Source organism: Amycolatopsis sp. NPDC114505, assembly GCF_055633615.1.
Map to the genome: position 1 here is coordinate 627792 of NZ_JBVKDV010000001.1, position 13458 is coordinate 641249.

Consider the following 13458-nt stretch of genomic DNA (forward strand, 5'->3'; position numbering starts at 1 on the left):
TCGCGACCGCTGAGCCAAGGAGCCTGGTAGATGACCACATGTCGACTCTGCGGTTCGACAAACACGGCCAGCGTGGTGGACCTCGGGGCCACTCCCCCGTGTGAGCGATTCTTGACCGCCGAACAGCTCGACGAGCCGGAAGCCACCTTCCCGCTCCACCTCATGGTGTGCACCGAGTGCTGGCTCGCCCAGATCCCCCCGCTGATCGATCCTGACGACACCTTCACCGAGTACGCGTACTTCTCGTCGTTCTCGACGTCGTGGGTCGAGCACGCGAAGCGGTTCGTCGACGGCTCGGTCGAACGGCTGGGGCTCGACGAGAAGTCGTTCGTCGTCGAGGTCGCCAGCAACGACGGTTACTTGCTCAAGCACGTCGTCGGGCACGGCATCCGGTGTCTGGGTGTCGAACCTTCGGTGAACGTCGGGCAGGCCGCGCGGGACGCCGGCGTGCCCACCCTGACGGCCTTCCTCTCCGGGGAAACCGGCCGGCAGGTGCGCGAGGAGCACGGCCCGGCCGACCTGGTCGCCGCGAACAACGTCTACGCGCACATCCCCGACGTCCTCGGCTTCACGAAGGGCCTGCGCGCGCTCGTCGCCGACGACGGCTGGGTCTCCATCGAGGTCCAGCACCTGCTCACGCTGATCGAGAAGAACCAGTACGACACGATCTACCACGAGCACTTCCAGTACTACACGGTCGAATCCGCGCGCCGGGCCCTCGCGACCGGCGGCCTGACCGTGGTCGACGTCGAGCTCGTGCCGACGCACGGCGGGTCGATCCGGCTCTGGGCGCGTCCCGACGAGGTCGCGGGCGAGCCCAGCGAGCGGATGACCGACGTCCTGGAGCGCGAAAAGGCGGCCGGGCTGCACGAGCTGTCCGGGTACACCGAGTTCGCCGAGCGCGTCACCCGCGTGCGGCTGGACCTGCTGAAGTTCCTCATCGAGGCGCGCAACGACGGGAAGACCGTCGTCGGCTACGGCGCCCCCGGCAAGGGCAACACCCTGCTGAACCACTGCGGCATCCGGACGGACCTGCTGCAGTACACGGTCGATCGCAACCCGTACAAGCACGGCCGGTTCACCCCGGGCACCCGGATCCCGGTGCTGCCCCCGGAGCGGATCGAAGCCGACCGGCCCGACTACGTGCTCGTCCTCCCGTGGAACCTCCGGGAGGAACTGACCGAACAGCTGTCGTTCGTGGGTGAGTGGGGCGGAAAGCTCGTGTTCCCCATCCCCCGCCTGGAAATCGTCGAGGTGCAGTGAAGTGAAGGTCGTTCTCTTCTGCGGTGGCTACGGGATGCGGATGCGCAACGGCGCGGCCGACGACGTCCCGAAGCCGATGGCGATGGTCGGACCGAGACCGCTCATCTGGCACGTGATGCGCTACTACGCGCATTTCGGCCACACGGAGTTCATCCTGTGCCTCGGCTACGGCGCGGCGCACATCAAGAACTTCTTCCTGAACTACCAGGAAACCATTTCCAACGACTTCGTCCTGCGCAACGGGCAGCCCGAACTGCTGTCGACCGACATCGCCGACTGGACGATCACGTTCGTGCAGACCGGCATCGAGTCACCGATCGGTGAGCGCCTGCGCCGCGTCCGCGACTACCTCGACGGCGACGAGATGTTCCTCGCGAACTACGCGGACGTCCTGTCCGACGTCCCGCTGCCCGACATGATCGAGCGGTTCTCGAACACCGACGCCGGCGCGTCGATGATGGTCGTCCCGCCGCAGTCGTCGTTCCACTGCGTCGAGATGAACGAAGGCGGCATGGTCGGGTCGATCACCGCGGTCAGCGAGATGCCGCTGTGGGAGAACGGCGGGTACTTCGTGCTGCGCCAGGAGGTCTTCGACCACATCCCGGAGAACGGCGACCTGGTCGCCGACGGCTGCGGTGAGCTGGCCAAGCGCGGCCGGCTGCTGGCGTACCCGTACCGCGGGTTCTGGAAGCCGACCGACACGGTCAAGGAGCGCGCCGCGCTCGACGACGCCTACACGCACGGCAAGAAGCCCTGGGCGCTCTGGGAGCAGCCCGTCGCGAGCACCGCGTGATCGGGCTCCGGCCGGGACGGCTCGGCGGCGTCGTCGCCCTCGGCGCGCACTGCGACGACATCGCGATCGGCGCCGGGGGCACCCTGCTGACGCTGTGCGCGTCGCGGCCGGGCCTGAAGGTGGACGCGCTGATCCTCTCCGGCGGCGGCACGCCCCGAGAGGACGAGGAGCGGGCGGCGCTGGCGGCGTTCTGCCCGGGCGCCGAGCTCGACGTCACGGTGCTGAAACTGCCGGACGGGCGCTTCCCGGCGCACTGGGAAGAGGCCAAGAACGCGCTGGAGGAGCTGCGGCGGCGGACTGACCCGGACGTCATCCTGGCGCCCCGGACCGACGACGCCCACCAGGACCACCGCGGGCTCGCCAAGCTGGTGCCGACGACGTTCCGCGACCACCTGGCGCTGGGCTACGAGATCGTCAAGTGGGACGGCGACCTCGGGGCCCCTTCGGTGTACCAGCCGCTCGACGACGACGTCGCCGAGTCGAAGGTCCGGTTGCTGCAGGAGCACTACGCGTCGCAGCGGCACCGCGGCTGGTACGACCGCGAAGCGTTCCTCGGCCTGGCGCGGATCCGCGGGATCGAAGCGGCCACGAAGTACGCCGAAGCGTTTTTCGTCAAGAAACTCACTCTCGATCTGAAGGGCTGATCCGATGCGGGTGTTGCTGACGGGGCACAAGGGCTACCTGGGGACGGTGATGGCCCCGGTGCTCGCCGCCGCCGGTCACGAGGTCGCCGGCCTCGACTCGGGCCTGTTCGAGGACTGCCTGCTCGGGCCCGCGCCGGCCGACCCGGCCGGGGTGGCCGTCGACCTGCGCGACGTCACCGTCTCGCACTTGGAGGGCTTCGACGCGGTCATCCACCTCGCCGCGCTGTCGAACGACCCGCTGGGCTCGCTCGCGCCGGAGCTGACCTACGACATCAACCACCACGCGTCCGTGAAGCTCGCGAAGCTGGCGAAGGAGGCCGGCGTCGGGCGGTACCTCTACGCGTCGACCTGCTCGGTGTACGGCGCGGGCGGTGCCAACCTCGTCAACGAGGACGCGCCGCTGAAGCCCGTGACGCCGTACGCCGAGTCGAAGGTGCGCGTCGAGGCCGACGTCCACGAGCTCGCCGACGACGACTTCACCCCGGTCTACATGCGCAACGCGACCGCGTTCGGCTACTCGCCCCGGCTGCGCGGCGACATCGTGCTGAACAACCTGACCGCGCACGCGCACCTGTCCGGCGAGGTGCTGGTGCTCTCCGACGGCACGCCGTGGCGGCCCCTGGTGCACGCGCAGGACATCGCGCGCGCGTTCACGGCCGCGCTGACCGCGCCCAAGGAGGCCGTGCACAACAAGGCCTTCAACATCGGTACCGAGGACAACAACGTCACGGTGGCCGAGATCGCCCAGGAGGTCGTCGAGGCCGTGCCGGGCTCGACGCTGAACATCACCGGCGAGGCCGGCGCCGACCCGCGCTCCTACCGCGTCGACTTCTCGCGCTTCCGCGACGCCATCCCGGGCTTCGCCTGCGAGTGGTCGGTCAAGGACGGCGCCGTCGAGCTCATCGAGGCCTACCGCAAGTTCGGGCTCACCCGGGAGTCGTTCGAGAAGCTGTTCACCCGGCTCGCCTGGCTGAAGAGCGAAGGCGAAGCCGGCCGCATCGACGACACCATGCGGCGGCACTAGTGACGGGCACGCAGCTGCGGTCGGGGGCGGAGCTGCACGCCCTGGTCGAACGGCTGTACCCGATCTGCCGCAGCATCACCGGCGACGGCGTGCGGCAGACCCTGGACATCATCGGCGAGCACATCGCGCTGGAGCGGCACGAGGTCCCGACCGGGACGGCGGTGCTGGACTGGACGATCCCGCAGGAGTGGAACATCCGGGACGCGTACGTCGCGTCGCCGTCGGGTGAGCGCGTCATCGACTTCCAGGAGTCGAACCTGCACGTCGTCGGGTACAGCGTCCCGGTGTCGCGGCGGATGCCGCTGAGCGAGCTGCGGGAGCACCTGCACACGCTGCCGGACCAGCCGTCGTGGGTGCCGTACCGGACCAGCTACTACGCCCCGGCCTGGGGTTTCTGCCTCGCGCAGGAGAAGCTCGACGCGCTGCCCGACGGCGAGTACGACGTCGTCATCGACTCGACCCTGGCCGACGGTTCGCTCACCTACGGCGAGCACGTCGTCCCGGGCCGCGTCACCGACGAGGTCATCGTCTCGTGCCACGTCTGCCACCCGTCGCTGGCCAACGACAACCTGGCTGGCATCGCGGTGGCCGTCTCGCTGGCGCAGCAGCTGGCTGAGTCTCAGCCGCACTACACCTACCGGTTCCTGTTCATGCCGGGGACGATCGGCTCGATCACCTGGCTGGCCCGCAACGCCTCGCGGATCGAGAAGGTTCGTCATGGCCTGGTGCTGGCGTGCGCGGGCGACTCGGGACCTTTGACGTACAAGAAGTCCCGCCGCGACGACGCCGAGATCGACCGCGTCATGCAGCACGTGTTGCGTTCGCGGGAGCACCGCGTTGTCGACTTCTCGCCGTATGGCTATGACGAGCGCCAGTTCTGCTCGCCCGGCTTCAACCTCGGCGTCGGGTCCCTGACGCGGACGCCGTACGCGGGCTACCCCGAGTACCACACCTCCGCGGACAACCCGAGTTTCGTTTCGCCGGCGGCCATGGAGGACACGCTCGGCGCGCTTCGCGACGCGTTCGGCGTCCTGGACCGCAACCGCCGGTACGTCAACCTCAGCCCGTACGGCGAGCCGCAGCTCGGCAAGCGCGGGCTGTACGACTCGCTCGGCGGCCGCAGCGACGCCAAGGAAGCCCAGATGGCGATGCTCTGGGTGCTCAACCTCTCCGACGGCGAGCACTCGCTCCTCGACATCGCCGAGCGGGCCGGCCTGCCGTTCGACATCGTCGACGTCGCGGCCCGCGCCCTGCACGACGCCGGTCTGGTCAAGGAGTGAGCGCCGTGGCCAACCACCGCCGCGCACCGCGCTCGATCTTCCGGTCGGGCGCGGTGCGCGCGATGGCCGGACGGCTGAGCTGGGGCCTCGGCGACCAGGCGGTGTCCAGCCTGACCAACTTCGCCGTCGGGCTGTACGTGGCCCGCGAGCTCGGCACGTTCGCGTTCGGCATCTTCAGCCTCGCCTGGGTCACCTACGGCGTGGTGCTGAACGTGTCGCGCGGCCTGGCCACCGACCCGCTGATGGTGCGGTTCAGCGCGGTGCCGGAGGACCGCTGGCGCCTGGGGGTCGCCAGCGCGTCCGGCACCGCGATCGGCGTCGGCTGCGTGACCGGCGTGGTCAGCCTGATCGCCGGGCTGGCCGCGGGCGGCCCGCTCGGCAACGCGTTCGTCGCGCTCGCCGCCGTCCTGCCCGGCCTGCTGCTGCAGGACGCGTGGCGGTTCGCGTTCTTCGCTCGCGGCCAGGGGAAGAAGGCGTTCCTCAACGACGTCGTGTGCGGCGTCGCCCTGATGCCGGCGCTGTTCATCGCCGGCCGGATCGGGACGGTCGTCGCGTTCGTGCTGGCCTGGGGCATCGCGGCCGCGCTCGCCGCGGTCTACGGCTGGTTCCAGACCGGGATCCTCCCGCACCCGCGGGAGCTCGTCGGCTGGCTGCGCACGCAGCGCGACCTGAGTGTCCGGTACCTGATCGAGAACGTCAGCAACAGCGGCGCGTCCCAGCTGCGCGCGTACGGTCTCGGCGCCATCACCGGGATCACCGCCGTCGGCGCGGTCCGCGGGGCCGAGCAGCTGCTCGGCCCGTTCCTGGCCCTGCTCATGGGCCTGTCGCTGGTCACGGTCGCCGAGGGCGCGCGCGTGCTCCAGCGGGCACCGCACCGGCTCAAGCACTTCTGCATGATCCTCGGCGGCGGGCAGGCCGCCGCCGCGCTGTGCTGGGGCCTCGGCCTGCTGCTCCTCCTGCCCGACAGCGCCGGCCGCTGGGTGATGGGTGACGTGTGGGACTCGTCGTCCCCGCTGATCCTCCCGGTCACCCTCGCCGTGGTCGGCGCGAGCATCGCCACTGGCGCGGCCGCCGGGCTCCGTGCCCTCGGCGCCGCCCCGCGGAGCCTGCGGTCGCAGCTGATCGCCTCCCTGTTCTACGTCACGTTCGGCATCACCGGCGCCTTCCTCGGCGGTGCGGCCGGGTCCGCCTGGGGCGTCGCGACCGCGACGCTCACCGGGTCGATCGTCTGGTGGTGGCAGCTGCGGCTCGGGCTGCGCGACTACGTGCCGCCGGCCCCGGACGACCCCGGGTTCGACGCGCCCACGATCGTCTTCGCCCCGCTCAGGGAAACGATCAACGAAACCACCGTGGTCTTCGAGCCGATCAAAGAGCCGATCAAGGAATGAGGACTCCATGACCACCGTCCCGCGGCTGAGCCTCGGCCTCCCGGTGTACAACGGCGAGGAGTACCTCGCCGAGTCTCTGGACGCCCTGCTCGGCCAGACCTACGAAGACTTCGAGCTGATCATCTCGGACAACGCCTCCACCGACGGCACCGACGAGATCTGCCGCCGCTACGCCGAGAAGGACTCCCGGATCCGCTACGTCCGGCAGCCGAAGAACATCGGGGCGACCCCGAACCACAACTACGTGTTCGACGTGTCCCGCACCGAGCTCTTCAAGTGGGTCTCCCACGACGACCTCTATGCCCGCGACCTGCTCAAGCGGTGCGTCGAGGCCCTCGACGAGCGCCCCGAGATCATGCTGGCCCACTGCGACCAGGCGATCATCGACGGCGACGGCCGCATCGTCCAGCCGCTCCAGTACACGCTGAACACCGCGTCCCCGCACGCCCCGGACCGCTTCCGCAGCATCCTGTTCGAGCCCGGCGGCGACGACTTCTACGGCGTCATCCGCACCGACGTCCTCCGCCGCGTCAAGCCGCTCGACAGCTACCACCACGCCGACCGGACCTACTCCGCGGAGATGGCCCTGCACGGTGCGTTCCACCAGGTGCCCGAGCTGCTCTACTTCCGCCGCGACCACCCGGGCCGCGCGGAACGGGCCAACCCGACCATCCGGAGCCGGTGCGCGAATCTGGACCCGCGGCGCGCGAACCGGCTCCGGAATCCCACCGTCCGCCTGCTCGGCGAGTACGTCTACGGCTTCGCGGACCTGATCCGCCGCGCGCCGATCTCGGCCGCCGACAAGCGCGAGTGCTTCGCGCACCTCGGCAGCTGGCTGACCAACCGCGCGAAGTCCGGCCACGGCGAGCGCGTCGAGGACCGCGCGCCGACCGCCTCCGACGTCACCACGGTCAACGAGATCGTGGCCGGCCGCGAAGGCAGGCTCGCGTGAAGCGTGCCCCGCGCGTCGGTGTCTTCGGCCTGCTCGGCTCGGGGAACCTCGGCAACGACGGTTCCCTCGAAGCCGTGCTCGGCTACCTACGCACCGAGCACCCGGACGCCGTCCTGACCGGCCTGGTGGGCGGCCCGGACATCGTCCGCGAGCGGTACGGCGTCGACACCACGCCCCTGCACTGGAACCAGGCCGAGTACGAGACGGCGTCCGGCCTCCGGTCGATCGTCCTCAAGGGACTCGGCAAGCTGGTCGACATCGGCCGCACGGCCGCCTGGGTCCGCGAGCAGGACGTCGTCATCGTGCCCGGCATGGGCGTCCTCGAAGCGACGCTTCCGCTGCGTCCGTGGGGTTTCCCGTATTCGCTGTTCCTCCTTTCCGCCGCCGGGCGGCTCTTCGGCACCAAGGTCGCGCTGGTCAGCGTCGGCGCGAACCACATCAGCGCGCGGGCCACCCGGACACTGGTCCGCTGGGCCGGCCGGCTCGCCGCCTACCGCTCCTACCGCGACGACATCTCCCGCGACGCCATGCGCGCCATGGGTGTCGACACCAGCCGCGACGAGGTCTACCCCGACCTCGCGTTCTCCCTCCCCACTCCGGACGCCGACGGCGTGCCGGGCACCGTCGGCGTCGGCGTGATGGCCTACTACGGCGGCAACGACGACCGCGCCGACGGCGACCGCATCTACCGCCACTACGTGGACACGATGAACCGTTTCGTCGGCCGGCTCGTTGACCAGGGCAGACCCGTCCGGCTGTTCATCGGCGACCAGATCGACCGGCAGGTCGTCGACGAGATCATCGAGAAGACCGCTTCCCCGCTGGTGACGGCGGCCACGGCGGAGACCCTGGACGAGCTGATGCACGAGATGGCGGCGGTGGACAGCGTGGTGGCCACGCGCTACCACAACGTGCTCTGCGCCCTGAAGGTCGCGAAACCGACCGTCGCGATCGGGTACGCGCCGAAGAACGACGTGCTGATGGCGGAGATGGGCCTCGACGGTTTCACCCAGCGGGCGAAGACCGTCGACTTCGACCGGCTCGTCGAGCAGTTCACCGAACTCGAAAACCGTTCGCCGGAACTGCGCCAGATCCTGGCGGAACGGAACGAGAACAACGTCCAACGACTCAAGGACCAGTTCGCCGCCCTTTCGGCGGCCCTCTTCGGGGGTGCGCGATGAAGGCCATTCCGGTGCCCGAGATCGAGGGCGTGTACCTGTTCGAACCGACCCCGCACGCCGACGAGCGCGGCTTCTTCAGCCGGACGTTCGACCGCGAAGTCGTGGCGTCGGTGGGGATCGACCCGGACGGCTTCGCCCAGGACAGCCTTTCCCGCTCCCGCAAGGGAGTCATCCGCGGGATGCACCTGCGCGGCGGAGCCGGCGAGGCGAAGCTGGTGCGGTGCTCTTCCGGCGCGATCTTCGACGTCGTCGTGGATCTCCGACCGGATTCGCCGACATTCCGTGCTGTGAAAACGTTCGAACTTTCCGGTGACACGCAGGTTTCCGTGTACATCCCCGCGGGCTGCGCGCACGGATTCCAGTCACTCACCGATATCTCGGACGTCTCGTACCGTATCGATCGTCCCCACGACCCGTCCGAAGACATCACAATTTCGTACAAAGACCCAGAATTGGACATTTCGTGGCCACTGTCGGTCACAATGGTCAGTGACCGGGATGAGCGCGCGCCGTCTCTCGGAGAGGCGTTGAAACCAACGAGGTGACCCCCATGGGAACGAACTTGCCCCGCTCCACGGAGGCGAACGAGCGGCTGCACCGGGTCATCCCGGGCGGAGCGCACACTTACGCCAAGGGCTCGGACCAGTATCCCGACATGATGGCTCCGGTCATCTCCCGCGGCCTCGGCGGCCACGTCTGGGACGTCGACGGCAACGAGTACATCGAGTACGGCTCCGGGCTGAGAGCAGTCAGCCTGGGCCACGCCCACCCGCGAGTCCTGGACGCCGTCCGGGCCGAGCTGGACAAGGGCAGCAACTTCATCCGCCCGTCGATCATCGAGGCCGAAGCCGCCGAGCGGTTCCTCGAGAACATCCCGACCGCCGACATGGTGAAGTTCACCAAGAACGGCTCGGACGCCACGACCGCCGCGGTCCGGCTGGCGCGCGCCGCCACCGGCCGCCGGATCGTCGCCAAGTGCGCCGACCACGCCTTCTTCTCCACCGACGACTGGTTCATCGGCACCACGCCGATGAAGGCGGGCATCCCGGAGGAGACGACGGAAGCGGTCGTGTCCTTCCCGTACGGCGACCTGCAGGCCACGGAGGAGCTGCTGCAGCGCCACGCGGGCGAGATCGCGTGCCTGATCCTGGAGCCGGCCGCCGCGGTCGGCCCGCCGCCGGGGTACCTCAAGGGCCTGCGGGAGCTCGCCACGCGCCACGGCGCCGTGCTGATCTTCGACGAGATGATCACCGGGTTCCGCTGGTCCGCCCACGGCGCGCAGGGCCTCTACGGCGTCACCCCGGACCTCTCGACGTTCGGCAAGGCACTCGGCAACGGCTTCGCCGTCTCCGCGCTGGCCGGCAAGCGGGAGCTGATGGAGATCGGCGGGCTGCACACCGACCGGGAGCGCGTGTTCCTGCTCTCCACCACGCACGGCGCGGAGACCCACTCCCTCGCCGCCGCGATGGCGGTCATGGACGTCTACCGCGACGAGGACGTCATCGGCAGGCTTCACGCTCTCGGCGACCGGCTCGCCGCCGGCGTCCGCGAGGTGGCGGCCGGGATCGGGGTCGGCGACCACGTGGTCGTCCGCGGCCGGTCCAGCAACCTGGTCTTCGGCACGCTCGACGAGGAGCTCAAGCCGTCCCAGCCGTACCGGACGCTGTTCCTGCGCGAGCTGGTCTCCGGCGGGGTGCTCGGACCGTCCTTCGTGGTCAGCGCCGCACTCACCGAGGCCGACATCGACAAGACGATCGACGTGGTCGCCCAGGCCTGCACGGTCTACCGGAAGGCCCTCGACGCCAGCGACCCGACTCCGTGGATGGGCGGGCGGCCGGTGCAGCCCGTGTTCCGCAAGTTCGCCTGATCGCCGCACGGGCGGGCCGGATTCACCCCTTGGGTCCGATGAGGACACTTGAGGGTGACTGTTTTCCGGCCCGTTCGTGCGTAACTTCCATCCATGGGCAGACCTCGTGCGGTACTCGTCGCCGCTTGCTCGCTCCTGATCGCCGTGGCTTGCCCGGCGATCGCGCGGGCCACCGACGGGCCCGGGCCGGTGTGCGACCACCAGCCCGCGGAGCACGAGGAAGCGCCTCCCGGGGCCGTCCCCGTCGATCCGGGCGTCGACGGGGACCTCTCGGCCAAGACGGCGGCGAACCCGCCCGGCACGACGTTCTGGCTCCGCCCCGGCACCCACACGCTCGGCACCGACCGGTTCGGCCAGGTCGCCCCGAAGGACGGCGACGTGTACCTCGGCGCGCCGGGTGCGGTCGTCGACGGCCGCGGCGTCAACCAGGCGGCCTTCACCCAGCGGGCCCGCGACGTCGAGCTCCGCGGGCTCACGATCCGCGGGTTCGCCGCGCTCCAGGACCAGGGCGTGGTCAACCACGACTCCGGCGACGGCTGGCTCATCGAGAACACGACCATCGAGGACAACGCCGGCGCGGGACTGATGGCCGGGGCACGCCAGGTCGTCCGGCACAGCTGCCTGCGCGACAACGGCCAGTACGGGCTCAACGCCTACCAGGCCGGTGACGGCATCACCGGGCTCGTGCTGGAGGGCAACGAGATCACCGGCAACAACACCGGTGACTGGGAGACCAAGGTACCGGGCTGCGGGTGCAGCGGTGGCGCCAAGTTCTGGGCCGTGAACGGCGCCGACATCAGCGGCAACTGGGTCCACGGCAACCACGGCGCCGGCCTGTGGGCGGACACGGACAACAACGACTTCCTCGTCGAGGACAACCTGTTCGAGGCCAACGACGCCGAGGCGCTGTTCTACGAGACCAGCTACAACCTCGTGCTGCGCGGCAACACGTTCCGCGGCAACACCCTGGTGCAGGGCCGCGCGTTCGCGTCGCGCGGCGACAACTTCCCGGCAGCGACGGTGTACCTGTCGGAGTCGGGCGGCGAGCCCCGTGTGCCGGCCCGGACCTCGGCCGTCGACATCAGCGGGAACACGTTCGAGGACAACTGGGCCGGGATCACGTTGTGGGAGAACGCCGACCGCTTCTGCAACAGCCCGGCCAACACGTCTTCGGGCTACTGCACCAAGGTGGCTTCGAAGTCTTCGTGCACGGCCGGCACGATCGCCCAGCCACCGGCGTACGACGACTGCCGCTGGAAGACCCAGCGCGTGGAGGTGCACGGGAACACCTTCCGGTTCGACCCGGGACGGGTGGGCTGCACGAGCCTCTGCGGGCGGATGGCACTGCTGTCGAACTACGGCACTTTCCCCGACTGGTCTCCCTACAAGGGAACCGTCGTGGAGGAGGCGATCACTTTCCGGCAGGGCAACCGGTGGCACGACAACTCCTACGCCGGGCCGTGGACCTTCGTCGCGCATGACACCTCCAGGACGGTCGACGCTGCGGGCTGGCGGGCGGAGCCCTACTCGCAGGACGAGTGTTCTTCGTTCGACGGTGGGACCGCCGACTGCTGATCAGGAGCTTGCCGACGGGGTCCGACACTTTTCGACGCGGTCCGCGTCCGCGGGCACTCTTTCCCTTGCGGTGAAGGGGAAAAGTCGTGAACGGAGAATTCCGGACAGCCGCACTTCACCCGTTTCAGCGATGGCGTTCGCACGGGTGTTCGGTACCGTCGGAGACATGTCCGCCATCCCCGCACCCCTCGACCGCGACGCGATCGACGTCGTCCTGTTCGACGCGATGGGCGTCCTCTACTCCTCCGCCGACGACGTCGGCGAGCTGCTCGTGCCCTATCTCCGCAGTCACGGCTGCGTGCTTCGCCGGGAGGAAATCGCCCAGCTGTACCAGGAATGCAGCCTCGGCAAGATGTCCTCAGCCGACTTCTGGGCGACGGCCGGCGCGTCCGGCGGGTCGGACGAGGAGTACTGCCGGAACCACCGCCTGACCGAAGGCGTGGTCGCGGTCCTCGCCGAGCTCGACGCCACCGGAGTGCGGCTCGGGTGCCTGAGCGACGACGTCGGCGAGTGGTCGAAGCTCCTGCGCGAGCGGTTCGGCCTCGGCGAGTACCTGACCGACTGGTTCGTCAGCGGCGACACCGGAGTGCGCAAGCCGGCGCCCGAAGCGTTCACGACCGTCTGCCTCCGCCTCGACGTCGCACCGAACCGGATCCTGCTCATCGACGACCGCGCGGAGAACGTCTCGGCCGCGCGCGCCGCGGGACTGCAGGCGTTGCGGTACGGCACAACTCAACTGTCCACAATGGAGGCTTTGCGGAAGGAGCTCAGACCGTGGTGAAGCGCGCGCTCGGCTCTCCCCGAAGACGTCCCGCCGGCAGACGCCGGTTGCAGAGAACAAGAAGCAGGTCTTGGGCCAGCCCGGTGAGCAGAGTCCCGTCGCCGTACGACCAGTCGAGATCGTCGGCACGCAGGCAGACGCCGGTCAGGTCGACGCCGAAGTACTTCGCGTGCTTCGGTCTGATCCCGCCGAGAACCACTTCCAGCCGTTCCCGGGGCACGCGGCGTTCCAGCCCGAGAGCGGTCGTGATGTCGAGGCCGTGGATCACGTCGTGGCTCAGAGCGCCTTCCGGTCCGCCGCCGGGCGGCCGCCACTGGTGGTCGGCGTTGTCCCGCAGCGAGGCGACCAAGGCTTCCCGGGAAAGCTCGACGGCCTCCCGGCGAGCCACGCGGTCGGCCATCCGGTTGAAGCGGCCCGCGGACTTCACCATCTCGCGCACGAACCGTCCGGTCGAGAACCGGAAGGGCATGGTCATGTGGGCGACCACCTCGGGAACCCGCCACCCGGCACACAGGGTCGCCGAGCCCCAGCCGGCCGGCGACAGCTCACCGAGCACGTCGGCCAGCTCCCGCCGTTCGGCGGCGATCAGGTCTTGGATCATCGGTCTCTCCTTCGCAGGTAGGTCACCCCACCGACGAACGCGACCGCCCCAGACCGACAGCTGGGTGGAGACCGGCACCGGCCCAGCCGGAACAGCATCGCGAGGGTTC

At 69.6% G+C, this 13458-nt stretch carries 13 protein-coding genes; 12 read left to right on the top strand and 1 reads right to left on the bottom strand.

All coding sequences use genetic code 11. From position 1 onward, the window contains the following. The first annotated feature begins 30 nt into the window (after positions 1 to 30). The 12 genes from ACZ7OU_RS03165 (at position 31) to ACZ7OU_RS03220 (ending at position 12748) form a co-directional block, all read left to right on the top strand. Positions 31 to 1263, top strand: coding sequence for a class I SAM-dependent methyltransferase (locus tag ACZ7OU_RS03165; protein WP_470254061.1), 1233 nt, complete (start codon positions 31 to 33; stop codon positions 1261 to 1263). A 1-nt stretch (position 1264) separates the two neighbouring features. Continuing rightward, positions 1265 to 2056 carry a glycosyltransferase family protein gene (locus ACZ7OU_RS03170; RefSeq protein WP_470254062.1) on the top strand — a complete coding sequence of 264 codons (792 nt, stop codon included), beginning with the start codon at positions 1265 to 1267 and terminating at the stop codon, positions 2054 to 2056. Then, positions 2053 to 2700, top strand: a complete 648-nt coding sequence (locus tag ACZ7OU_RS03175) for a PIG-L deacetylase family protein (protein WP_470254063.1) — start codon at positions 2053 to 2055, stop codon at positions 2698 to 2700. Before ACZ7OU_RS03170 ends, ACZ7OU_RS03175 begins: the two co-directional genes overlap by 4 nt. 4 nt (positions 2701 to 2704) lie before the next feature. Beyond that, the gene (locus ACZ7OU_RS03180) at positions 2705 to 3724 is read left to right on the top strand and encodes an NAD-dependent epimerase/dehydratase family protein (protein ID WP_470239576.1); all 1020 of its coding nucleotides are present in this window, start codon (positions 2705 to 2707) and stop codon (positions 3722 to 3724) included. Continuing rightward, a complete protein-coding gene (locus tag ACZ7OU_RS03185) occupies positions 3724 to 5004 on the top strand; it encodes a DUF4910 domain-containing protein (protein ID WP_470254064.1) in 1281 nt (426 codons plus the stop codon). The genes ACZ7OU_RS03180 and ACZ7OU_RS03185 overlap by 1 nt, the downstream gene beginning before the upstream one ends. A gap of 5 nt (positions 5005 to 5009) precedes the next feature. Further along, positions 5010 to 6392, top strand: a complete 1383-nt coding sequence (locus tag ACZ7OU_RS03190) for a hypothetical protein (protein ID WP_470254065.1) — start codon at positions 5010 to 5012, stop codon at positions 6390 to 6392. Between the two features lie 7 nt (positions 6393 to 6399). Continuing rightward, positions 6400 to 7344, top strand: a complete 945-nt coding sequence (locus ACZ7OU_RS03195; protein WP_470254066.1) for a glycosyltransferase family 2 protein — start codon at positions 6400 to 6402, stop codon at positions 7342 to 7344. Beyond that, positions 7341 to 8525, top strand: a complete 1185-nt coding sequence (locus ACZ7OU_RS03200) for a polysaccharide pyruvyl transferase family protein (protein ID WP_470239580.1) — start codon at positions 7341 to 7343, stop codon at positions 8523 to 8525. Before ACZ7OU_RS03195 ends, ACZ7OU_RS03200 begins: the two co-directional genes overlap by 4 nt. Further along, on the top strand, positions 8522 to 9070 hold the full coding sequence (locus tag ACZ7OU_RS03205; protein WP_470254067.1) for a dTDP-4-dehydrorhamnose 3,5-epimerase family protein: 549 nt from the start codon (positions 8522 to 8524) through the stop codon (positions 9068 to 9070). The genes ACZ7OU_RS03200 and ACZ7OU_RS03205 overlap by 4 nt, the downstream gene beginning before the upstream one ends. A gap of 5 nt (positions 9071 to 9075) precedes the next feature. Further along, entirely contained in the window at positions 9076 to 10392 is a 1317-nt protein-coding gene (locus ACZ7OU_RS03210) for a glutamate-1-semialdehyde 2,1-aminomutase (protein ID WP_470254068.1), read from the top strand. A 93-nt stretch (positions 10393 to 10485) separates the two neighbouring features. After that, a complete protein-coding gene (locus tag ACZ7OU_RS03215; protein WP_470254069.1) occupies positions 10486 to 11967 on the top strand; it encodes a right-handed parallel beta-helix repeat-containing protein in 1482 nt (493 codons plus the stop codon). 166 nt (positions 11968 to 12133) lie between these two features. After that, positions 12134 to 12748 carry an HAD family hydrolase gene (locus ACZ7OU_RS03220; protein ID WP_470254070.1) on the top strand — a complete coding sequence of 205 codons (615 nt, stop codon included), beginning with the start codon at positions 12134 to 12136 and terminating at the stop codon, positions 12746 to 12748. On the opposite strand, the gene ACZ7OU_RS03225 is transcribed toward ACZ7OU_RS03220, so the two are convergent. Further along, positions 12735 to 13349, bottom strand: a complete 615-nt coding sequence (locus ACZ7OU_RS03225; protein WP_470254071.1) for a maleylpyruvate isomerase family mycothiol-dependent enzyme — start codon at positions 13347 to 13349, stop codon at positions 12735 to 12737. The genes ACZ7OU_RS03220 and ACZ7OU_RS03225 overlap by 14 nt on opposite strands. Positions 13350 to 13458: the final 109 nt, after the last annotated feature.